Genomic DNA, 20,500 nt, shown 5'->3' on the forward strand with positions numbered 1-20,500 from the left:
TCTGTCCTGCGGCGCATAGGCGCGGACCTGTGGCATTTCGCGCGCAAACAGATGGGCAAAATGCATGATATGCCTCAAAGGCACGCATTTTATGGCGCGAAAGGGGCTGGAAGCAGCGCCCGCCGTTGACTAACTAGGGATGCGAACAGTTTTTGAGAGGAGCCGCCAGACATGGCAAAAATTACCTATGTCGAGCATAATGGAACCGAACACGTGGTTGAGGTCGCCAATGGCCTGACCGTGATGGAAGGCGCACGCGACAACAATATTCCGGGCATTGAGGCAGACTGTGGTGGTGCCTGCGCCTGTTCGACCTGCCATGTCTATATTGACGACGCTTGGGTTGAGAAGCTCCCCGCGAAAGACGACATGGAAGAAGACATGCTGGATTTTGCCTTTGAGCCGAACCCAACCACCTCCCGTCTGACCTGCCAGATCAAGGTAACCGATGCGCTGGATGGCCTTGTGGTCAAAATGCCGGAAAAACAGATCTGATGTCTGCTGTGATGTCTGTCGTGGCGCAGAGGGGGCAAAGGCCCTCTTGGCGCGTGCTCTGCGGCTCTCTGAGCTTGGTGGCAACACTGATCAGTGCGGGCGGCGCCACGGCGGACATCACTTCGGCACGCTACACAGATGAGACCACGCGCTATGCGCATGGTGTTCTGGGGGACGCCATTGAGTATGGCGCCCTTGAGATGATCACCGATACGCAGAAAACCCTGCGCATCACATTGCCTGAACATCTCGTTTTTGAAGACATTGCACCGCGATTGTTGGATGTGGATGGCGACGGCAGCCGCGAAGTCATCGTGGTGGAGAGCAGCCAGACCAAAGGCGCGCGGCTGGCGATCTATGATGCGGCGGGGCTCCGAGCCGCCACGCCGCATATTGGCACCCGCAACCGCTGGCTGGCCCCGATTGGCGCTGCTGATCTTGATGGGGACGGGCATGTGGAAATCGCCTATATCGACCGCCCGCATCTGGCCAAAACGCTGCGCGTGTGGCGGTTTGAAGACAATCAATTGACCGAAGTTGCCACGCTGACAGAGCTGACCAATCACCGCATCGGAGAGGACTTTATCTCCGGTGGTGTCAGGGACTGTGGCTCGGGAGTTGAGTTAATCACCGCCGACGCCACTTGGCGCAAGGTTATGGCAACGCAGCTCAGAGGCGCGCGCCTTCAGACCCGTGCCATCGGTGCTTTCAAAGGGCCTAAGTCCTTTGAGGCGGCACTCGCCTGCGCACCCCTCTGAGCCGCTTGCCGTGGGCAGAAGGCCTCAGCGTGCGCCGAGACCCATCTGCATCAGCGTCTTACGGACCGGACCCATCGCATAGAGCGCGTTCAGACCCATGGCGCGGGCATTGCGCAGGGGCTGCGCTTCGGCCATGGAGGCGCGGTTCAAAAGGTCGATGCCCTGCACCCGCAGCTTGATCTCCGTGTGCCGCTTGCGGTGATAGCTTGCCAGCATCGCGGCGCTGCCGAGGTTCGCAGGATCGGATTTGGCCAGATCGAGCAAGACGCGCATGTCCCCAAGGCTCATGTTCAGCCCCTGAGCGCCAATGGGTGGCACCACATGCGCGGCTTCGGCTACAAGTGCGAGGCGTTCGCCGTCCAGACGTTCTGCGGATTGGGAGATGATCGGCCAGATGGTGCGGTTTGACGCCAGCGTGAGCGGGCCAAAGAGGCCACAGCTGCGCTCGGTCATCTCCGCCTCAAAGGCCTCTTTCTCCATGGTCAGGAGAGCATCAGCGCGCGGGCCGCGTTCCATCCAGACAAGGGCGGAAGACGGCATGCCGTTGTAGTCCGGCAGCGGCACCAGTGTGAACGGGCCGCCGGAGCGGTGAATTTCCGTAGAGACATTTGCGTGGGGGATCGGATGTGTCACCGCCAGAGCCAGCGCTTTCTGGCCGTAGCGGATGGTTTTTACATCAATGCCCGCGGCCTTGCGCATGGGCGAATTGCGCCCGTCTGCGGCAATCACCAGTTTGGCGCGGGTCTGGCTGCCATCGGTCAGGCCGACGCGGGCTTCATTGGTGCGGGTGAAGAGGCTCTGGGTGCCACAGCCAAGGCGCAGATCGACAGTTTCGAGGTCTTGCAGGCGGGCGAGCATTTCGCGGCGCAGCAGCCAGTTTGGCAGGTTCCAGCCAAAGGGCAGATCAGAGAGGTCTGAGGCGTCAAAATCTTTGACGATGCGCGGCTCGGCAACCTCGCCGCCTGCATCCACGATTCGCATGACCTGAAGCGGGGCGGCGTGGTCTTCCAGCCGCGCCCAAAGGCCGGCTTCATCCAGAAGGCTGCGCGCCGGCTGCAAAAAGGCGGTGCTGCGCATGTCAGCACCAGCCGCATCCCGTTCTGTGATCGGGGGCGTCGGGTCCACGCATTGCACGGAGAACCCGGCGCTGCCAAAGGCGGCGGCTGCGGTCAGCCCGGCGATGCCGCCACCGGAAATAAGAATGTCCACTTGGGTGTTGTTGGTCATGGCTGCGCCTCCTGGCGCGCAACATACGCCCGCGCGGGGCGGGTTCCAAGTGGGCGGGTTGTCACCCTCTGGAGATCAGAACCAGTGCCAGGAAAATCACTGGAACCGCGCCCACGGCCGGGATGTAGAGGCCCGGAATGCCGAACAGAGCAATGGAGGTGCCCCAAAGCGCAACCAGCAGCGCAACAATGGCATAGACCCAGCCCGCCCCGGTGATTTCAGCACCGTGGTCGTCGGCATGGGAGTGGGTGGTCAGATCGGAGGCATCTGCAAGGCTCATGGAAGTGTCCTGTTCACGACTGCCGCAGGCGGCAGATAAATTGGAGGAGGCGCGCCGCAAAGCGGCAGCGATTGCTGCGCAACAGCAGGCATCTTTCCAGAGTTTGGAAATCTGTCCGGGAATCTGTCCTGTCGCGCCGTCTGACATATGCATCCCGGGATCGGGCGAAAGCGGTCAGAGTGTCGCAGGTAAAGCGCTCAGAGCAGCTTTGCAAGAAATCCGGTGAGGTCGTCCGTGTGGAAGTGAATATGAGATTCTTCCAAAGAATCAGGGGCTACATGCACGGTGCGCATGCCCATGTCATGAGGCGCCCGCAGGTTTCGCGGGTCGTCTTCAAACATCGCAGCGTCATGTGTTGTGAGGCCATCTTTGCTGAAAATTGTCTCAAACGCCGCGCGTTCGGGCTTGGGCAGAAAGTCGGCATGCTCCACGCCGTAGATGGCATCAAAGAGCCCCTCAAGGCCACGGGCGGCAAGCACGCGCTCGGCATAGGGCGCGGTGCCATTGGTGTAGACGATGCAACGGCCCGGCAGCGCCTTGATATGGGAGGCCAGCGCCGCGTCCGGCTCCAGATGGTCCAGCGAAATGTCGTGAACATCCACAAGATAAGGCGCAGGGTCCACGTCATGCTCGCGCATCAGGCCTGTGAGCGTTGTGCCATAGCGCGCCCAATACTCTTTGCGCATCCGATCTGCGGTGTCGCGATCCACCCCAAGCGTGGCCATGACATAGTCGGTCATGCGCACTTCGATCTGATCAAACAAGCGTGCCTGAGGCGGATAGAGGGTGTTGTCGAGATCAAACACCCAGGTGGTGACATGGGAAAAAGCATCTTTAGGCATAAAGGCGTGATACGCGCGGGGCGTCCTCTGTGCAATGGGGGAGCGTTTGTCGCCTTTGGCGGGGTTGCATCACCTTGGGGGCTGCGCGATGCTGGCCCGCACAACGAAGCAAAGGAAGCTGCCCGATATGTCCCAAAGCGCTCGCCCGAATAAGGACGCCTACACGCTTATTCTGGAGGCCATTGATGTGGGGGTCTACAAACCGGGGGACCGGCTGGTGGAAAGCGATCTGGCCGAGAAGTTTGGCATGTCGCGCACCCCGATCCGCGAGGCGCTGCAGCGGCTGGAGACCCAGTCTCTTCTGGCACGTGACGGGCGCAGCCTGATTGTGAACTCACTGGATCACAACCAGATGGCGGAGCTCTATGTGGTGCGCAGCGAGCTTGAGGGGCTGGCAGCCCGTCTGGCTGCGCGTCACGCCACCCAGGAAGAGGTGCGCGTGCTGCGAGATATGGTGGAGGCCGATCAGGCACGGGTGGATGACCCCTCTGCCTTGGCGCGGTCCAACCGGCGGTTTCACAAGCAGATCCATCTGGCCAGCCACAACCGGTATTTGGTGCAGCAGCTCGACCTTGTGCATCGCTCTATGGCTTTGATGGCGACCACCTCCATTGCCGTGGAAGGGCGGGGCGAGGACACGATTGTGGAGCATCAGGCCATTGTGGATGCGATCACAGCCGGTGATGGGGACGCGGCAGATGAAGCGCTGCGTGCCCATATTTCAACGGCCTTTGTCACGCGCCTGAAGCAGGAAAACGAGAGCTGATTTAGATCTCCGCTGTGTCTGGATGCGGAGCCTCCACACCGTGGGAGATGCCTTCCGCGGTGCGACCATGGCGGGTTTTGTCCCAATAGAACGGCGCCACGGCGATTTCGATCATGCCTTTGAACGCCGCCAGCGTGGCGAGCGGGAAATAGATCAGCATCGCGAATATCCACTTGTAGAGCCGTGGCCGTTTGGTTTTGGCAACAGCAGCAATCCAGATGGCGCCATTTGTTGCGGCGGCGGTCAGCAAAAGCGCCGTGATGGCGGTTTGCATGTTGGGGGGCAGATGGTCGATCAGTGGCGCAGGCAGGCCAAAGGCCGCCCCCCAGAGCAGCCAGAGCAGCGGGGCCAGTAAGAATTGGCTGAGGCTGCACAGGAAGATTAGCTGGAATCCCACAAACCCTCGCAGCCCCAAAGACTGCAAAAGCTGCCGGGGCTGGCGCATGTGGACAATGTAGGTGGCCGCATAGCCTTTGAGCCACCGGGACCGCTGGCGAATCCAGGCAATGGGCGCGCAATTGGCTTCTTCCTGGGTGACACTGTCCAGCAGTTCGGTGCGGTAGCCGTGACGGGCAAGGCGGATGCCGAGGTCTGCGTCTTCTGTCACGTTGTGGCTGTCCCAACCGCCGAGGGCATCCAGAATGGCGCGCCGGAAAAACAGCGTGGTGCCGCCCAGAGGGATCGCAAACCCCAACTTTGAAAGGCCTGGCAGCACCAACCGGAACCAGGCGGCATATTCGATGGTAAAGCAGCGCGAGAGCCAGTTGGTGTAGGGGTTGTAGTAGTCCAGCGTGCCTTGCAGGCAGGCCACATCCGGAGCCGCGCGTGCGAAGTGGGCCGCGACTTTTTCCAGTTGATCACTGGCCGGGGCATCCTCGGCGTCCCAGGCACCAATGATGTCGCCGCGACAAAACGGGAGCGCGTAGTTCAGGGCGCGGGGCTTGGTGGTGATGCCGGAACCTGCCGGGACTTCGACAACGCGCATCCAACGGGGCAATCGTGTTTTGGCAATGGCCGCGCGGGTTTGGGTGTCTTTCTCTTCCAGTACCAGCACGATTTCCAGCAGCGCGCGCGGGTAGGTGAGATGGGTGAGCCTTTGGATAAGTGCCGATGCGATTTCCGGCTCGTCAAAGAGGGGCACCAGTACAGAAATGCGGGGGAGAGGTTGCGGGATCGCAGTTGGCGGGGCGGTTTCGGGGAGCGCATTTTTAGCGGTCGGGTCGCGCGCAGAAACGGCCGCTTGGTAGAGGGCTGCAAGGCGCAAAAAAATCGCACCCATCAGGGTGAGCAATGTCCAAAAAAGAAGCGTGTCGCGCAGGAGTGTCGGGAAAGCCGCCGCGAGACCGGCAATCAATGTCAGGACCGCCAGCAAGATCGCCGTTTTGCCTTTGCGTGCATTACCGAGCGTGCGGCAGCTTTCTGCCTCCGCCACGCTGGTTTCTGCACGATGGGTCAGAGATTTGCGATGAAAGAGCGCGATGTGATGTTCAATGTCGCGACGGCTCGCAACAGCAAAGAGCGCGGATTTCAGAGGATCGGGCAGGGCGCCGCGCAGTGTTTCCAGCGCTTGCGGGCGGCCTGTCAGAAGGATCACCGTTTCGCCAAGCCGCGCCCATGGCAACACGCTGTGCTGCAGACAAAATTCCGGAGGTAGGAGCATGGCCAGCTCCGCAGCGGGCGGCGTTCGACTGAGATCGACCTGCCGCAGATCATGGCGTTCGGCCAACAGGGCGCGCATTGCCGGCTCTGAAATCCAGCCGCGCGCCGTTAATATCTCGGGGAGGGAGGCGTCCCACTGGGCTTCGTGTTGAAGAGCGTAAAACACCTGCCACGGTGTCACCGTATTTCGCTCGATCAGAGCACGCGCCAGGGGAAGGCGCGCGCTCTGTCGCGTGAGCGGTGGTGCCGAAAGTTTTTGCAGTCGTGCGGCTGCCATGTCGCCCACCTGCTTTGTTTCGCAGTTTCAGGCTGCGCCTTTATGGTTAACAGGTGGTTAACGAGATCGTCTTTGACGGGCAAAAAGTTAAAAAACCCGGCCTGCGGTGCAGATCGGGTTTGAATGTATTTAGAGCCTTGAGGGCGAGGTCAGGCGCGTGCTGCCATCGCCGCTGCAAAGTTCTCAAACAGGTAGAAGCTGTCCTGCGGGCCGGGGCTGGCTTCTGGGTGGTGTTGCACCGAGAAGACCGGGCGGTCGGCCATGCGGATGCCACAGTTTGAGCCGTCAAACAGCGACACGTGGGATTCCACCACGCCTTCGGGCAGGGTTTGGCCGTCGACGGCAAAGCCGTGGTTCATGGAGGTGATTTCCACTTTGCCGGTGTCGTGATCCTTCACCGGGTGGTTTGCGCCGTGGTGGCCGTGGTTCATTTTCACGGTCTTGGCGCCAAGCGCGAGGGCGAGCATCTGGTGGCCCAAGCAGATGCCGAATACCGGGATGTCTGCTTTCAGAACGTCCTGGATCATCGGGACCGCGTATTCCCCCGTGGCGGCCGGGTCACCGGGGCCGTTGGACAGGAACACACCGTCCGGGCCATGGGCGAGCACCTCTTCGGCGGTCGCGGTGGCTGGCAGTACGGTCACGTCACAGCCCACAGAGGCGAGGCAGCGCAGGATGTTGCGTTTGGCGCCAAAGTCCACGGCAACCACTTTGTGCTTGGGCGCGGTTTGGGTCGGGTACCCGTCTGGCCATGCCCACCGCATCTCGTCCCAGCGGTAGCTTTGTGCGCAGGTCACTTCTTTGGCCAGATCAAGACCTTCAAGACCAGAGAAAGCACGTGCCTTGGCGATCAGCGCTTCGGTGTCAAAGTTGCCATTCGGGTCATGGGCCAGCGCCACATGTGGCGCACCCTGCTGGCGGATCGCGCGGGTCAGACGGCGGGTGTCGATGCCGCCAATGGCGATGCGGCCGCGTGCGGCAAGCCAGTCGGAGAGGGTTTCAACAGAGCGCCAGTTGGAGGGCGCGGTCGGGTCCCATTTCACGACCATGCCTTCGGCCACCGGATCCCCGGTTTCATCATCTTCCGGGTTCACACCGGTGTTGCCGATGTGGGGGAAGGTGAAGGTGACTACCTGGCCTGCATAAGAGGGGTCGGTCATGATTTCCTGATAGCCGGTCATCGCGGTGTTAAAGCAGAGCTCCGCGACAGTTTCGCCGGTGGCCCCAAAGCCACGTCCGTAAAACAGAGTGCCATCAGCAAGCGCGAGGCAGGCGGTCGGGTGATCGGGGGTCGATGCGGTCATGGGCGAGTCTCCGGCTGGCAAATTGGCCGATGCATATGTCGCCGCACGGCGGGCGTCAAGCAATTCTATGGCGAAGCGAAGCCCTTGTTTTAGGGGGTTTGGACAAAAAAATCCCGCTGTTGCGAGTCAGTTTACGTTTCTGTAAGGTCGCAGGCTTGTGTTTGACAGCAATTGGCAAGATGAATGGCACTCAGAGACGACATCAATAGCGCATTGAAACAAGCGATGCGTGACCGAGCCGCTGACCGGCTTTCGACATTGCGCCTGATCATGGCAGCGATCAAAGATCGTGACATTGCAGCGCGGGGCGAAGGTGACGACAGCGCCGGTGTGGGCGACGGGGAAATCCTGTCGATCCTGGCCAAAATGGTCAAACAGCGTCAGGAAAGCGCGCGCACCTATGAAGAAGGCGGGCGTCTGGATCTGGCGGAGCGGGAACTGGGCGAAATCCCGGTGATCGAAGAGTTCCTTCCCAAACAGCTCAGCGATGACGAGATCACTGCGGCGATCACGGCGGCAATGTCCGAAGTGGGCGCTGAGTCGATCCGTGACATGGGCAAAGTCATGGGCGCCCTGAAGGCCAAATATACCGGCCAGATGGATTTTGGCAAAGTGGGGCCAAGAGTGAAGGACCAGCTGAGCAACAGCTGATCCCTGTAACGTATTTCGCTAAGTCAGATTGGCTTAGCTGCGAGGCCAGAGCATCGGGAACCAGTCTTCCCGAAGTTTCTGGCCTTCTTGCATTTCGTGGCCCGGAAACGGCGGTGAGGTGCGGCCCGGACGCTCCACATAGCGCGCATCATCCCCCAGCAGACGCAAAGAGAAGGCACGGCGACGGGAGGTGGCGGTGTTGCCACGCGCGCCATGCAGGATGTGGTAGTTGAACGCCACCGCATCGCCGGGCTCCATTTCCCATTCCAGCACGCGCATGCCCTCGGCATCCGGATCGGGGATCGGCATATAGTCGTCCTCATTGGGGAAGAAGCTTTCCTCAGAGACCCAGCGGGTGGGCAGGACCGGCTTCTCCCATTTGTGGCTGCCTGCCACCATGCGCAGAGTGGCGTCTTTTACCGGATCCAGCGGGGACCAGAAGCTGATGGTCTGGCTGCCCTCGACGAAATAGTACGGCCCGTCGGTGTGCCATGGGGTCGCCATGGAGGTGCCGGGCTCTTTCACAAGCACGTGGTCGTGAAACATCTGCACGGTCTGTGACTGCATCAGCTGTGCGGCGATCTCGGCGGCCTGGGAGGTTTCGATGACCTCCTGAAATTCCGGAATGCGCTGCCAGTTGCAGTAGTCATCAAAGAAACGACCGGTTTCTCCGGCTTTCTCGTTGTTGGATGCAAAGGGGCCGGGGGCGTCGATATTGCGGGCCACGCCCGCGCGCAATGCCTCTACATGATCGGCAAACAGCCCTCTGATCAGCACGACACCGTCGGTCTGAAAAGTGTCGATATCGGATTGGGTGATCTGCGCCATGTTGGCCTCCTGGTAGTCTTGCGCCTGCACGGTGGTGCAGGCGCACAGAAGGGTCAAGCGGATTTCAGATCTGGGTGGCGTGCAGGCGCAGAGACTGCGCAATTTCCATCAAGCGCGGGGCCAGATCTTTCTCCATCCGCTCTCGTGTCAGGAAGGGGGCGGGGCCACCCAAGTTGAGGGCCAGATCCGGAGAGGCATCGCTTTGCACCGGAAAAGGCACGGCAATGGAATGCACGCCTTCGTGCCAGTCGCCATAGTTTCCGTAAAACCCTTTCTCGGCAATCTGGCGTTCCGCATCTTTGATGCCCTCAAGTATTGAGGGCCACCGTTCGGGGCCATGGTGGATGGCCAGTGTTTCCAGAATTTCGGCGCGTTCTTCAGGCTGGCATCCCGCAATATAGGCGCGGCCCATGGCGGAGCGGGCGAGAGAGATACGCGAACCGACACCGAGTTGCAGGGACATCATCCCTTTCTCCGCGCGCGCGCAGGCCAGATAGGTCACCGTGTGCTCGTCGCGCGCACCCAGCGCCACCTGCACCCCGTCACCCGCGTAGTCGGCGAGCCGCTGCATGTGCTCTTTGGCGGCATCGCGGATGGGCATGCTGCCAAGGCAGGCAAATCCGAGGCTGAGCGCAGGCACCCCGATGCGGTAGCGTCCGGTCTGTTCATCATAGAGCAGATAGCCGGTTTGCAGCAGCGTGTAGGTCAGGCGGGAGACGGTGGAGTTGGGCAGGCCGGTGCGCTCGGCCAGCTCTCGGTTGGACAGCCCCATGCGGTCGCGTGGACGGAAGCAACGCAGCACCTCCAACCCTCTGGAGAGGGCGGTGACAAACTGGCGGTCGGCCTCGGGCGCTTGGCTGGCGTCGCTGGTCGCTAAGGAACGTTTTCTCATGCAAAGGGGCCTATTTCCGCATTGTGGAATTTTCTATGCGTCATGTCAGGTCTTTCCACAAGACCTTGCCTGCGCCTGATTTGGGCAAAGCGTCCACAAATTCCACGATAGAGGGGCATTTGTAAGCGCTCATCTGGGTTTTGCACCATGCGATCACGCTTTCTTCGGTCAGCGTGCCGCGTGCTTCCGGCTGGGTGACCACCACGGCTTTCACGCATTCGCCACGCCGCGCGTCTTTGGCGCCGATCACGCAGGCCTCGGCGATCTCCGGGTGGTGCAGCATCAGCATTTCAATCTCGGCGGGCCAGACTTTGAAACCGGCGGCGTTGACCATGCGTTTGACCCGGTCGACCATAAAGAAATAGCCCTCGGCGTCACGATACCCAATGTCGCCTGAGCGGAAGAAAGGCACGCCGTCAATCTCGACAAAGGCCTCTTCGGTTTCATCAGGGCGTTGCCAATAGCCGATGAAGTTTTGCGGGGCATGCATGACAATCTCGCCAACCTCGCCATGGGGCAGTTCAGTGTCGCCGCCAATCTCAAGCACGCGGCTGTCTACCTCAAAAATCGGCTGGCCCAGACATTGGCGTTTGGGAGCGTCAATCGGGTTCACATGGGTGGCGGCCATGGTTTCTGAGAGGCCATACCCTTCGACATAATCCAGCCCTGTCATGTCATAGAGCTTTTTGGCGATGGCTTCGGGCATCGCCGCGCCGCCGCCGCCGATCATCTCAAGGCTTGAGAGGTCATAGCTGTCAAATTTCGGGTCGTTCACCAGATCAATGGCCATGGTGGAGATCGACCGCCAGCGGGTGATGCGATAGCGCTCAATCAGCCCCGCAGCCAGGGAGGAGGACCAGCGTGGCAGGATGACATTGCGCCCGCCTGTGAGGATCGGTCCGTGCATGCCGTTCATCATGCCCGTGACATGAAAGAAGGGCAGGGCACCCAGATGGACGGTGTTTTCATGGATCGGGTTCCAGATCACCCCGGCAACCAGTGAGGCCATAACCGTGCGGTGGGTATGCACACAGCCTTTGGGCTGGCCCGTGGTGCCGGAGCTGTAGGGCACGACGGCAAGATCATCACTGGTGGTGTCTCGCGGACGCGGCGTGTGCCCTTGGTCCAGCGCCTTTTGAAAACCAACAATCCCCAACGCTTCGGCTTCGCTCTCTGACATGGCGGCAGCGAGGTTTTGCGGCACAAGGTCAAAGCCCTCCTGCCCCATATCAGTCATACGTGCGCCGATCAGCGTGGTTAGCGCGCCCCGCTTGAGAGCAGGGAGGATGTGATCTGACAGCTCAAGGGCGCAGACGGCGACTTTGGCGCCGGTATCACTGACGAGGTAGTCGATCTCGGCCTGTTTGTTCATCGGGTTGACTGGCACCACCGCGCCGCCCGCGCGCAGGATGCCGTAAAAGGCGATGATGTATTGCGGGCAGTTCTGCGTATAAAGCAGCACTCTGTCGCCCTTTTGCAGGCCTGCTTCATGTTGCAGATACCCTGCGAAAGCCGTTACGCGCGCTGCGATGTCGGCATAGGTGTAGTCTGCGCCATTGTAGGTCACCGCAATACGGTTCCCCCATTTCTCAACGCTGGCCTCAAGGTTTGCATCCAGAGGGTGGTCCGGGCGGTCAAACGTCCAGCGTTTTCCGGCTGGCCAAAAGTCAGGGATGCGGGCGTTGGGATGTGGCATTGGCGTGTCCGGTCAGCTCGTGTTGGGCATTAGTGGTGCGGGTTAGCCTAGCGGCAACTTGGTCTGCGTCATGAGGATTTTGCCCAAAGTCACGTCGCGTCGCAAATCACGCGCTTTGAGCGAAACCGATTTTCAGGAGCGGCTGCGCGGTCCTAGACTGTTGCCAATGAGGAGGAGGCCGCGATGTTTGATTTGACGGGGAAAGTGGCGCTGATCACCGGTTCCAGCCGGGGCATCGGCCGCGCGATTGCCGAGCTGTTTGCCAAAGCCGGCGCGCGTGTTGTGGTCTCAAGCCGCACGGCGGAAGCCTGTGAAGAGGTGGCTGAAGCGATCCGGGCGCAGGGCGGTGAAGCTCTTGTGGTGCCGTGCAACGTCAGCCATCGCGAAGAGGTTGAGGCGCTGGTGGCGAAAACCAACGAGGTCTGGGGGCAGATTGATGTCTTGGTAGCCAATGCGGCCATCAACCCGGTTTATGGGCCCATGTCGGCGTTGGATGATGCAGCGTTTCATAAGATCATGACGGCAAATGTGCTGTCGCCACTGCAGCTGTGCAATCTGGTGCTGCCGGATATGGCCAAGCGGGGCGGCGGCAATGTGATCATCCTGAGTTCGATTGCGGGTATTCGCGGCAACCCTGTGATTGGTGCCTATGGTGTCTCCAAGGCCGCAGACGCCGCGCTCGCGCGCAATCTGGCGGTTGAGTGGGGGCCGAAAGGCATCCGTGTGAACGCCATCGCGCCGGGGCTTGTGAAAACCGATTTTGCCCGCGCGCTTTGGGAAAACCCGGAGGTGCTTGCCAAGGTCGAAGAGCAAAACCCGCTGCGCCGTATCGGCCAGCCGGAAGATATTGCCGGGACAGCGTTGTTTTTGGCGACAGACGCCAGCGCCTATATCACCGGACAGACGATTGTGGCCGATGGCGGTGAAACCATTTGCTGAGATGTGCCGCCCCGCGCGGGCGGCGTTGAGGATTGAGGGAGGCTCCTGATGAGCGATAAAAAAGTCAGCGTAGAATTTGTGGATGATGTGGCCTTGATTTGCATCGACAACCCGCCGGTGAATGCCAGCGGGGTTGCGGTGCGCCAAGGTCTTGTGGATGCACTGGAAGAGATCCGCGCGGCGGGAAGTGCCAAGGCGATTGGGCTTTATTGCGCCGGACGGACCTTTGTTGCGGGGGCCGACATCACCGAGTTTGGCAAGCCGCCGATGGCTCCGGGATTGCCTGAGGTTTGCGATATTCTTGAAGCCAATGAGACACCTATTGTGGCCGCCATTCACGGCACCGCGCTGGGCGGGGGGCTTGAGACCGCCATGGGCTGTCATGCACGGGTGGCCGTGCCAAGCGCGAAAGTGGGCCTGCCGGAGGTGCTGCTTGGCCTTCTGCCTGGCGCGGGCGGCACACAGCGTGCGCCCCGTCTGGCGGGCATCCCCAATGCGCTTGATCTGATCCTCTCTGGCCGTCATGTGCCCGCAGCGGAAGCCCACAAGATGGGGCTGATTGACCGTATTGATGAAGGCGAACCGCGTGATGTGGCATTGGCGGCAGCGCGTGATGTGGTGAGCGGTGTCTTGGCGACACGGCGGACTTGTGATTTGACCACAACGCCGGATGAGGCTGCGATTGAAGCCACGGCGGCGATGATTGCAAAGAAGCATCCGCATTTGATCTCGCCGCAGAAATGTGTGGAGGCTGTTGCCGCCTCGACCGGTGATTTCAAGGAAGGTCTGGCGCTGGAGCGTGCGGCCTTTATGACCTGTTTGGCCTCGCCGCAATCCAAAGGGCTGATCCACGCCTTCTTTGGTGAGCGCGCGGTGGCGAATATCCCCGAGAAAAAAGCGCAGGCCCGCGATGTGGCCTCACTCGGCGTGATCGGTGGCGGTACGATGGGCTCGGGCATTTCCACATCTGCATTGATGGCGGGGCTGCCTGTCACATTGGTCGAGGTCACGCAGGAGGCGCTCGACAAGGGCGTGGCAACCATCACCGGCAATCTGGATGGCGCGGTGAAACGCGGCAAGGTGAGTGCCGAGAAACGCGATGCGGCGCTGGCGATGCTGACAGCCTCAACCGCACTTGAGAGCCTTGGCGAGGTGGATCTGGTGATTGAGGCCGTGTTTGAAAACATGGACGTCAAGAAAGAGATCTTTGGCAAGCTCGATGGCATCTGCAAAGAGGGGGCGATCCTGGCCTCCAACACCTCTTATCTGGATATCAATGAGATTGCGGCGCAGACCAGCCGACCAAGTGACGTGCTGGGGCTGCATTTCTTCTCGCCCGCGCACATCATGAAGCTGCTTGAGGTGGTGGTTGGCGAAAACACCGCGCCTGAGGTGGTCGCGACAGGTTTCGCGCTTGCCAAGAAGATGCGCAAGGTTGGCGTGCGCGCGGGCGTTTGTGACGGTTTCATCGGCAACCGGATTTTGGGGCACTACCTGAAAGCGGCGAGCTATCTGGTCTTGGATGGCGCGCATCCCGATCAGGTGGATAAAGCACTGGAAGGCTTTGGCTTTGCCATGGGGCCGCACCGCGTGGGCGATCTGGCGGGGCTCGACATCGGCTATATGACCCGCAAGCGGCTGGCGGCGACGCGGCCTGCGGAGGAGCGCTACGGCGGGGCCATTGCGGACCGGCTGAGCGAAAATGGCTGGAACGGGCGCAAGACCGGCAAGGGCTATTTTGTCTATGAGGGCCGCGAGACGCTGGAGAACCCGGATCTCAACGGCATCATTGAGGAAGAGCGCACCAAGGCCGGGATCACACCACGCAGCTTTGGTGATGAGGAAATCGTGGAACGCTATATGACCGCGATGATCTCCGAAGCGGTGCGGGTGATCGAAGACGGCATCGCGCTGCGGCCGGTGGATGTCGATGTGGTGTTCCTGATGGGCTACGGTTTCCCACGGTTCCGCGGCGGGCCGCTGCATTATGCGGACACCATTGGTGCGGCAGAGCTGGTGAAGCGCATTGAAACCTATGCCGCCGAGGATGCGTATTACTGGCAGGTGCCGGCGCTGCTGAAGAAGATGGCAGATGACGGCTCCACATTTGCTGATCTGAACAAAGGGAAGTGACGCCATGGATCTGAGTTTTTCCAAAGACGACCTCGCGTTTCGCGATGAGGTGCGCAGCTTTCTGGCCGACAACCTGCCGAAAGAGATTTCGGATGCGGTGCGCGCAGGCGGTGAGCTGACCAAAGCGATGATGGAAGAATGGCATGCCATTCTGAACGCCCGCGGCTGGCTGGCGACGATCTGGCCCAAGGAGTTTGGAGGCCCCGGTTGGAGCCCGGTGCAAAAGCATATTTTTGACGAGGAATGCTGTCGCGCCTATGCCCCGCGCATTGTGCCCTTCGGGCTGAATATGCTGGGGCCGGTGCTGCAGAAGTTTGGCTCCAAAGAACAGCAGGACCACTACCTGCCGCGCATTCTGGATGGCACCGATTGGTGGTGTCAGGGCTACTCGGAGCCGGGTGCGGGTTCCGACCTTGCAAGCCTGAAAACCCGCGCGGAGCGGGACGGGGACGAGTGGGTCATCAACGGGCAGAAAACCTGGACCACTCTGGGCCAGCACGCCGACTGGATCTTCTGCCTGTGCCGGACCGATCCGGATGCCAAACAGCAGCAAGGCATCAGCTTTATCCTTGTGGATATGGCCACGCCGGGCATCGAGGTGCGCCCGATCAAGTTGATCGAAGGCGGCTATGAGGTGAATGAGGTGTTCTTCACCGACGTGCGGGTGCCGATTGGCAACCTTGTGGGGGAAGAAAACAAAGGCTGGACCATTGCGAAATTCCTGCTGACCCATGAGCGCACGGGGATTGCCGGCGTTGGTTCCTCGATGCAGGCTCTGGAAGAGGTGAAATCCATCGCGCGCAAGACCATGCGCGGAGGGCGTCCGTTGATCGAAGATCCGCTGTTTGCGGCCCGGATTGCGCAGGCTGAGATTGATCTTGAGGCGATGAAAATCACCAATCTGCGGATGTTGTTCAAAGCTCAGGAACAAGGCGCGCCGGGGCCTGAAACCTCTTTGCTCAAAATCAAAGGCACGGTGATCAATCAGGAGCTCAAAGACCTCGCGCGCCGCGCGCTTGGCCCTGCGGCCGCGCCATTCCCTGGCCATGTGACCGAAGGCAACCTGATGTTTGGCCCTGCAGATACCGAACACAATGCGGCACGGTATTTCAACAACCGCAAAACCTCGATCTTTGGCGGATCCAATGAGATCCAGCGCAATATCGTCACCAAAACCATGCTGGAGCTCTGAGAGATGGACTTTAATCTGACCGAAGATCGCCAGATGCTGGCCGATACGCTGGGCCGTTTTCTGGCGGATCAATACCCTGTCGAGCACCGCATCATGGTGGCTTATGAAGCGCCTTACCATGATCCCGCCCTTTGGGGGCAGATGGTGGAGCTGGGCGCGCTCTATGCGCTGGCACCTGAAAGCGCAGGTGGCATGGGCGGCACTGGCTTTGACATCTCAGTTGTGTTTGAGGCGCTTGGCAAAGCGCTCTGTCCGGAGCCGTTGCTAGGCGCTTTGATGGCGTCTCGTCTGCTGGCTGCAGCGGGGGCGGATCAGGAGGCTTTGCTGACTGGCGCCACAACATATGCGGTGGGCATTACGGAAATCGACGCGCCTTATGAGCTTGATCAGATAGCGACGCAGGCCAAAGAGGCAGAGGCCGGGTTTGTGCTCTCAGGCCGCAAATCCACGGTTTATGGCGGGCAGGTGGCAGATGTGATCTTGGTGGCTGCGCGCCACGGTGCAGGTCTGGGCGTGTTTGCTGTGCAGGCTGAGGACGCTAATGTCACCGGCTATGGCATGATGGACGGCGGCGGCGCTGCCGAAGTGCTGTTGGATGGCACGCCAGCGACACTGATATTGGCGGATGCAGAAGCGGCGCTGAAAGACGCGATCAACGCGGGCATTGTGGCGCTCTGTGCTGAAGCCGTGGGGGCGATGGATGTGGCCCATGCCACTACCGTGGATTACTTCAAACAACGCAAGCAGTTTGGTGTGCCAATCGGTAAGTTTCAGGTGCTGCAGCACCGTGCGGTGGATATGCTGACGGAAATCGAACAGGCCCGTTCGATCACCATCAAGGCAGCGGCAGAACTGGGCGGCGACGAGGCCTCAAAATATGCCTCGATGGCCAAGAACATGATTGGCCGCGCCGCGCGTCTGGTGGCGGAAGAGAGCATCCAGATGCATGGCGGTATCGCGATGACCTGGGAATATGCCGTGAGCCACTATGCCAAGCGCCTGACCATGCTGGATGCCCAGCTTGGGGATACGGATTACCACCTGAGCCAAGTGATGAAAGGCTACGCCGCCTAAGACGGTTTGAGATTGGGGAGAGGGCGCATCTTACCGCAGATGCGCCCTCTTGCTTTTGGGTTAGCCGAGAATGCCGGGCCAGTTGGCCAGACCAGCCTTGATATTGCCCGGAATGTCCTGACGCCACAGCTCCATCGCGCGCATGTTGGCGTTGAGGTAGAGTTTGCCTTCGTAGATGGTCCAGGCCTCCGGAATGGTTGGGGCGAGGTAGCCCTTGGATGCGGCAAACGCGCAGTAGCCGCCAAAGATCGGGGCGTAGGCCTCCGGGTTGGCCTCGAATTTGGCCGCGTTCTGAGCGGTGGAAAAATGCCAGGTCGCGCCATTCCAATCAACGCGGTTGGCGGCATCCCCTTTCACGGGCTTTTGCTTGGTAAAATAGGCGACCGGATCAATGCCGTTGATGGCGAGCGGGTTCTGGAACACCAAGGGCTTGGCAGCCAGGGCGGCATTGGGAGCAAGTGCAAGAGCCAGAGGTGTGGCGGCGAAAAGGCCAAGAGCGGCGCGGCGTGTCAGCATGATAAGTCTCCTTTGATGAATTCTAGATATCTAAAGAAATTCGCAACAGAAGACCTCGTCACTGCACTGTTATTACGTGAAACAAATCGGGCGCTGCTTTCGCGCCGGTTGAAGGGTCGGATTTGAGCGCAATTTATCCAACAATGCTTGGATATTTTGCGAATTTTGCCCCCCAAACGCGGTCGCTTGAGAACCTTTCATTTACATGTCTGATGCAGCGTCGCGGGGTGACCACTTGAGACCTTACCTTGGAGATTACTGCAATGTTGAACCGAGTTCTGTGCGCCGCCGCTTTTGCCTGCGCGTCCCTCGCCACTGCCACTTCCGCTGAAACCATTCGCCTTGTTCAGGACGAAGCCTATGCGCCTTACATGGGCGTCGAAAATGGCGCGCCAACCGGGATCTGGGTGGACGTTATTACCGAAGCGCTGAGCCGCATTGAGGGACAGTATGATGTCGAGATCGACGCTGTGCCATGGTCCCGCGCCGTGAACCTTGTTGAAAGCGGCCAAGCGCACGGTCTGATCGGGACATATGTGCGCCGTGAATCCCGCCCTTGGATCGGCACCTATTCCACCGCGCCAATCACTGAGAAAGTGTCCGTCTATTGCCGCAACGGCGTGGCTGATGCTGGCTGGAATTACCCGGAAGACTTCTCGGGCCTGACCTTCGGAAACAATGCGGGGTTTGGCACTCCCGGCGACGCGTTCTTTGACATGGTGGCGGGTGGTTTGATCTCGCTGCAAGAGGCGCAGACCACCGAGCAGAACCTGATGAAGCTCGACCGTGGCCGGATCGATTGCTACGTGCAGGAGCAGCTCGCGGCAGAGATGGTGATCAACGACAAAGGTCTGAAGAACGTTGAGCGCGTGCTGGACACCTCCGCTGAGACCGCACACGTCGGCTTCCGTGGCGACTGGCAGGGCGCTGAGGCCACTGCATTCATGGATGCCTTTGATGCTGCGGTGCAATCCATGCTGGATGACGGCACCATCGATGCGATGGTCGCAGAGACAGTTGGCAGCTGATTGCTCATCTGAGTTTTAAGACGCGGCGCTTGCAGGTAAAGCGCCGCGTTTTTCTTTGGTGATGGGTGTTTACAGCACCTCAAACAGGCCCGCCGCGCCCATGCCGCCGCCCACACACATGGTGCAGACCACATATTCTGCACCGCGGCGTTTGCCTTCGATCAACGCATGACCCACCATACGGGCCCCTGACATGCCGTAGGGGTGGCCGATGGAAATGGCACCTCCGTTCACGTTCAAAATGTCGTTGGGAATGCCGAGCACGCGTGCGGAATGCAGGACCTGACAGGCGAAGGCTTCGTTGAGTTCCCAAAGCCCGATGTCATCCATGGTCAGGCCATGCGCCTTCAACAGCTTCGGCACCGCATAGACTGGGCCGATGCCCATTTCGTCGGGCTCAAGCCCCGCAGCCATCACGCCCACATAGCGCCCGAGCGGTTCAAGCCCCTGCTTTTCCGCCGTTTTCGCTTCCATGATGACCGAAGCCGATGCGCCATCTGACAGTTGGGAGGCGTTGCCTGCGGTGATGAATTGACCTTCTGCCACTTGCTGACCGTCTTTGAACACCGAGTTCAAGCCCTGCAGGTTTTCAAGCGTCGTGCCGGGGCGGTTGCCTTCATCCTTCTCAAGGGTCACTTCGCGGAAAGAGATCTCCTTGGTCTCTTTGTCCATGACACCCATCGTGGAGGTCAGAGGCACAATTTCATCGTCAAACTTTCCGGCGTCCTGTGCTGCGGCGGTACGCTGCTGGGATTGCAGCGCATAAGCGTCCTGATCTTCGCGTGTAACGCCATAGCGATCAGCGACAATTTCAGCGGTTTCCAGCATGCTCATATAAAGCGCCGGTTTGTGCTCTTTGATCCAGGGATCTGCCAGCCGATCACGGCGCATTTTTTCGTTTTGCACCAGTGAAATGCTTTCCACGCCACCGCCGATGGCCACCTCCATGCCGTCATGGATGACCTGTTTGGCAGCTGTGGCAATGGCCATCATGCCGGAGGCACATTGCCGATCCAGCGACATGCCGGCGACGTTCACGGGCAGGCCGGCACGCACCACGGCTTGACGGCCGATGTTGGAGCCGGTCGAGCCCTGCTGCAGGGCCGCGCCGATGATGCAGTCTTCGACTTCATGGCCTTCAAGTCCTGCGCGGGAGACCGCATGGGAGACCGCGTGGCCGATCAGCTCCTGAGCCTGCGTGTTGTTGAAAGCGCCGCGGTAGGCTTTGCCAATTGGCGTGCGGGCGGTGGATACGATGAGTGCGTCGCGCATGAAAGAATTCCTGAAACTGTGGGGCGATGGTGCGTCGGTTGCGCAGCTGTTTCGCGTTTGTTGTACGTCGGGGGGCGGTGCCGTGCTTACCCGGCTTTCTTGAAGCTGGAGGCGTCTTTTTCAAAGCGCAGGTTTTTCCACTGTGCCACAAGTGCGGGCTTGTCCTCGCCCTTGATTTCGACGGTCACATTCCACTGGGTTTCAATCACACCTGGCTGTGGTTCAGCATATTTTGCCAGTGTGAAGCGGCCCCGAATGTCCGCGCCTGCTTTGACGGGCGCCACAAAACGCACGCGGTCAAAGCCGTAGTTGATGCCGGTGCTTTCCGCTTCGGTGCGTGGCACCGCATCCGCGATCATTTGAGACAGCAAGGACAGGGTCAGGAACCCATGCGCCACGGTGCCGCCATAAGGCGTGTCCCGGGCGGCATCCGGATCGGTATGAATATACTGCTCATCCCCTGTGGCTTTGGCGAAGGCATCAATCATTGCCTGATCGATGTGGATCCATTTGGACAGACCGTATTCGCAACCGACGCCATCTTCGAGTTTTAGAATGCGAGAAATCATGTGACGGGCCTCCGAGCCAAAAGTTCTGTGTTGGCGCTTAAATTTTGCAATGCAGAATTTTATTTTGCTTGTGAATAGAAAACGGGATTCGCCGCTGTCTGT

20 protein-coding genes are annotated in these 20,500 nt (G+C 60.0%); 9 read left to right on the forward strand and 11 right to left on the reverse strand.

Translation table 11 applies throughout. The features are described from left to right. The first annotated feature begins 171 nt into the window (after positions 1 to 171). Both J7412_RS19200 and J7412_RS19205 read left to right on the forward strand, forming a co-directional pair. Positions 172 to 495 carry a 2Fe-2S iron-sulfur cluster-binding protein gene (locus J7412_RS19200; protein ID WP_209065819.1) on the forward strand — a complete coding sequence of 108 codons (324 nt, stop codon included), beginning with the start codon at positions 172 to 174 and terminating at the stop codon, positions 493 to 495. Further along, entirely contained in the window at positions 495 to 1,253 is a 759-nt protein-coding gene (locus tag J7412_RS19205; RefSeq protein WP_247744020.1) for a VCBS repeat-containing protein, read from the forward strand. The genes J7412_RS19200 and J7412_RS19205 overlap by 1 nt, the downstream gene beginning before the upstream one ends. A gap of 24 nt (positions 1,254 to 1,277) precedes the next feature. Here J7412_RS19205 and J7412_RS19210 read toward each other — a convergent pair whose 3' ends face one another. The 3 genes from J7412_RS19210 to J7412_RS19220 all read right to left on the reverse strand — a co-directional run bounded on the left by J7412_RS19210 (position 1,278) and on the right by J7412_RS19220 (position 3,602). Continuing rightward, positions 1,278 to 2,480 carry a UbiH/UbiF family hydroxylase gene (locus tag J7412_RS19210; protein ID WP_209080552.1) on the reverse strand — a complete coding sequence of 401 codons (1,203 nt, stop codon included), beginning with the start codon at positions 2,478 to 2,480 and terminating at the stop codon, positions 1,278 to 1,280. A 61-nt stretch (positions 2,481 to 2,541) separates the two neighbouring features. Further along, a complete protein-coding gene (locus J7412_RS19215; RefSeq protein WP_209080554.1) occupies positions 2,542 to 2,760 on the reverse strand; it encodes a hypothetical protein in 219 nt (72 codons plus the stop codon). 197 nt (positions 2,761 to 2,957) lie between these two features. Further along, entirely contained in the window at positions 2,958 to 3,602 is a 645-nt protein-coding gene (locus J7412_RS19220) for a pyrimidine 5'-nucleotidase (RefSeq protein ID WP_209080556.1), read from the reverse strand. Positions 3,603 to 3,729: 127 nt separating this feature from the next. Between J7412_RS19220 and J7412_RS19225 the strand changes: the two genes are divergently transcribed. Next, positions 3,730 to 4,368, forward strand: a complete 639-nt coding sequence (locus J7412_RS19225) for a GntR family transcriptional regulator (RefSeq protein ID WP_209065823.1) — start codon at positions 3,730 to 3,732, stop codon at positions 4,366 to 4,368. Position 4,369: 1 nt separating this feature from the next. On the opposite strand, the gene J7412_RS19230 is transcribed toward J7412_RS19225, so the two are convergent. Next, positions 4,370 to 6,304: a glycosyltransferase family 2 protein gene (locus J7412_RS19230; protein WP_209080558.1), complete on the reverse strand. Its 1,935-nt coding sequence runs from the start codon at positions 6,302 to 6,304 to the stop codon at positions 4,370 to 4,372. A 149-nt stretch (positions 6,305 to 6,453) separates the two neighbouring features. Then, positions 6,454 to 7,608: a glutamine-hydrolyzing carbamoyl-phosphate synthase small subunit gene (gene carA / locus J7412_RS19235; RefSeq protein ID WP_209080566.1), complete on the reverse strand. Its 1,155-nt coding sequence runs from the start codon at positions 7,606 to 7,608 to the stop codon at positions 6,454 to 6,456. A gap of 183 nt (positions 7,609 to 7,791) precedes the next feature. Here carA and J7412_RS19240 point away from each other — a divergent pair, with 183 nt between their 5' ends. Further along, complete coding sequence (locus J7412_RS19240) at positions 7,792 to 8,259, forward strand: GatB/YqeY domain-containing protein (protein ID WP_209080568.1); 468 nt, start codon at positions 7,792 to 7,794, stop codon at positions 8,257 to 8,259. A 33-nt stretch (positions 8,260 to 8,292) separates the two neighbouring features. Here J7412_RS19240 and J7412_RS19245 read toward each other — a convergent pair whose 3' ends face one another. The 3 genes from J7412_RS19245 to J7412_RS19255 all read right to left on the reverse strand — a co-directional run bounded on the left by J7412_RS19245 (position 8,293) and on the right by J7412_RS19255 (position 11,675). Next, a complete protein-coding gene (locus tag J7412_RS19245; protein ID WP_209080570.1) occupies positions 8,293 to 9,087 on the reverse strand; it encodes a phytanoyl-CoA dioxygenase family protein in 795 nt (264 codons plus the stop codon). 64 nt (positions 9,088 to 9,151) lie between these two features. Next, positions 9,152 to 9,979, reverse strand: a complete 828-nt coding sequence (locus tag J7412_RS19250) for an IclR family transcriptional regulator (RefSeq protein ID WP_209080572.1) — start codon at positions 9,977 to 9,979, stop codon at positions 9,152 to 9,154. Between the two features lie 40 nt (positions 9,980 to 10,019). Beyond that, on the reverse strand, positions 10,020 to 11,675 hold the full coding sequence (locus J7412_RS19255; RefSeq protein WP_209080574.1) for a long-chain-fatty-acid--CoA ligase: 1,656 nt from the start codon (positions 11,673 to 11,675) through the stop codon (positions 10,020 to 10,022). 183 nt (positions 11,676 to 11,858) lie between these two features. Between J7412_RS19255 and J7412_RS19260 the strand changes: the two genes are divergently transcribed. From J7412_RS19260 to J7412_RS19275, 4 genes are read left to right on the forward strand one after another with little or no spacing between them, the layout of a single operon-like run. Continuing rightward, on the forward strand, positions 11,859 to 12,614 hold the full coding sequence (locus J7412_RS19260) for an SDR family oxidoreductase (protein ID WP_209080576.1): 756 nt from the start codon (positions 11,859 to 11,861) through the stop codon (positions 12,612 to 12,614). 48 nt (positions 12,615 to 12,662) lie between these two features. Further along, the gene (locus tag J7412_RS19265; protein WP_209080578.1) at positions 12,663 to 14,747 is read left to right on the forward strand and encodes a 3-hydroxyacyl-CoA dehydrogenase NAD-binding domain-containing protein; all 2,085 of its coding nucleotides are present in this window, start codon (positions 12,663 to 12,665) and stop codon (positions 14,745 to 14,747) included. A gap of 4 nt (positions 14,748 to 14,751) precedes the next feature. Further along, positions 14,752 to 15,939 carry an acyl-CoA dehydrogenase family protein gene (locus J7412_RS19270; protein WP_209080594.1) on the forward strand — a complete coding sequence of 396 codons (1,188 nt, stop codon included), beginning with the start codon at positions 14,752 to 14,754 and terminating at the stop codon, positions 15,937 to 15,939. A 3-nt stretch (positions 15,940 to 15,942) separates the two neighbouring features. Next, on the forward strand, positions 15,943 to 17,013 hold the full coding sequence (locus J7412_RS19275) for an acyl-CoA dehydrogenase family protein (RefSeq protein ID WP_209080596.1): 1,071 nt from the start codon (positions 15,943 to 15,945) through the stop codon (positions 17,011 to 17,013). 60 nt (positions 17,014 to 17,073) lie between these two features. Here J7412_RS19275 and J7412_RS19280 read toward each other — a convergent pair whose 3' ends face one another. Continuing rightward, positions 17,074 to 17,529 carry a YHS domain-containing (seleno)protein gene (locus tag J7412_RS19280; protein ID WP_209065834.1) on the reverse strand — a complete coding sequence of 152 codons (456 nt, stop codon included), beginning with the start codon at positions 17,527 to 17,529 and terminating at the stop codon, positions 17,074 to 17,076. Positions 17,530 to 17,792: 263 nt separating this feature from the next. Between J7412_RS19280 and J7412_RS19285 the strand changes: the two genes are divergently transcribed. Then, the gene (locus J7412_RS19285) at positions 17,793 to 18,557 is read left to right on the forward strand and encodes a transporter substrate-binding domain-containing protein (protein ID WP_209080598.1); all 765 of its coding nucleotides are present in this window, start codon (positions 17,793 to 17,795) and stop codon (positions 18,555 to 18,557) included. Positions 18,558 to 18,626: 69 nt separating this feature from the next. On the opposite strand, the gene J7412_RS19290 is transcribed toward J7412_RS19285, so the two are convergent. Both J7412_RS19290 and J7412_RS19295 read right to left on the reverse strand, forming a co-directional pair. Continuing rightward, positions 18,627 to 19,829, reverse strand: a complete 1,203-nt coding sequence (locus J7412_RS19290; RefSeq protein WP_209080601.1) for an acetyl-CoA C-acyltransferase — start codon at positions 19,827 to 19,829, stop codon at positions 18,627 to 18,629. A gap of 86 nt (positions 19,830 to 19,915) precedes the next feature. Then, positions 19,916 to 20,398 (reverse strand): MaoC family dehydratase, encoded by a 483-nt coding sequence (locus tag J7412_RS19295; RefSeq protein ID WP_209080603.1) that lies wholly within the window; start codon positions 20,396 to 20,398, stop codon positions 19,916 to 19,918. Between the last annotated feature and the right edge of the window lie 102 nt (positions 20,399 to 20,500).

The organism is Shimia sp. R9_3, from assembly GCF_017743755.1.
Taxonomy (GTDB): Bacteria; Pseudomonadota; Alphaproteobacteria; order Rhodobacterales; family Rhodobacteraceae; genus Shimia.

What these genes read in the sequence shown, in the direction of transcription:
- J7412_RS19290 (WP_209080601.1), bottom strand. Translation starts at nt 19,829, where the DNA reads ATGCGCGACGCACTCATCGTATCCACCGCCCGCACGCCAATTGGCAAA.
- J7412_RS19230 (WP_209080558.1), bottom strand. Translation starts at nt 6,304, where the DNA reads ATGGCAGCCGCACGACTGCAAAAACTTTCGGCACCACCGCTCACGCGA.
- carA (WP_209080566.1), bottom strand. Translation starts at nt 7,608, where the DNA reads ATGACCGCATCGACCCCCGATCACCCGACCGCCTGCCTCGCGCTTGCT.
- J7412_RS19295 (WP_209080603.1), bottom strand. Translation starts at nt 20,398, where the DNA reads ATGATTTCTCGCATTCTAAAACTCGAAGATGGCGTCGGTTGCGAATAC.
- J7412_RS19275 (WP_209080596.1), top strand. Translation starts at nt 15,943, where the DNA reads ATGGACTTTAATCTGACCGAAGATCGCCAGATGCTGGCCGATACGCTG.
- J7412_RS19205 (WP_247744020.1), top strand. Translation starts at nt 495, where the DNA reads ATGTCTGCTGTGATGTCTGTCGTGGCGCAGAGGGGGCAAAGGCCCTCT.
- J7412_RS19240 (WP_209080568.1), top strand. Translation starts at nt 7,792, where the DNA reads ATGGCACTCAGAGACGACATCAATAGCGCATTGAAACAAGCGATGCGT.
- J7412_RS19270 (WP_209080594.1), top strand. Translation starts at nt 14,752, where the DNA reads ATGGATCTGAGTTTTTCCAAAGACGACCTCGCGTTTCGCGATGAGGTG.
- J7412_RS19245 (WP_209080570.1), bottom strand. Translation starts at nt 9,087, where the DNA reads ATGGCGCAGATCACCCAATCCGATATCGACACTTTTCAGACCGACGGT.
- J7412_RS19225 (WP_209065823.1), top strand. Translation starts at nt 3,730, where the DNA reads ATGTCCCAAAGCGCTCGCCCGAATAAGGACGCCTACACGCTTATTCTG.
- J7412_RS19260 (WP_209080576.1), top strand. Translation starts at nt 11,859, where the DNA reads ATGTTTGATTTGACGGGGAAAGTGGCGCTGATCACCGGTTCCAGCCGG.
- J7412_RS19220 (WP_209080556.1), bottom strand. Translation starts at nt 3,602, where the DNA reads ATGCCTAAAGATGCTTTTTCCCATGTCACCACCTGGGTGTTTGATCTC.
- J7412_RS19265 (WP_209080578.1), top strand. Translation starts at nt 12,663, where the DNA reads ATGAGCGATAAAAAAGTCAGCGTAGAATTTGTGGATGATGTGGCCTTG.
- J7412_RS19210 (WP_209080552.1), bottom strand. Translation starts at nt 2,480, where the DNA reads ATGACCAACAACACCCAAGTGGACATTCTTATTTCCGGTGGCGGCATC.
- J7412_RS19215 (WP_209080554.1), bottom strand. Translation starts at nt 2,760, where the DNA reads ATGAGCCTTGCAGATGCCTCCGATCTGACCACCCACTCCCATGCCGAC.
- J7412_RS19255 (WP_209080574.1), bottom strand. Translation starts at nt 11,675, where the DNA reads ATGCCACATCCCAACGCCCGCATCCCTGACTTTTGGCCAGCCGGAAAA.
- J7412_RS19250 (WP_209080572.1), bottom strand. Translation starts at nt 9,979, where the DNA reads ATGAGAAAACGTTCCTTAGCGACCAGCGACGCCAGCCAAGCGCCCGAG.
- J7412_RS19285 (WP_209080598.1), top strand. Translation starts at nt 17,793, where the DNA reads ATGTTGAACCGAGTTCTGTGCGCCGCCGCTTTTGCCTGCGCGTCCCTC.
- J7412_RS19200 (WP_209065819.1), top strand. Translation starts at nt 172, where the DNA reads ATGGCAAAAATTACCTATGTCGAGCATAATGGAACCGAACACGTGGTT.
- J7412_RS19280 (WP_209065834.1), bottom strand. Translation starts at nt 17,529, where the DNA reads ATGCTGACACGCCGCGCCGCTCTTGGCCTTTTCGCCGCCACACCTCTG.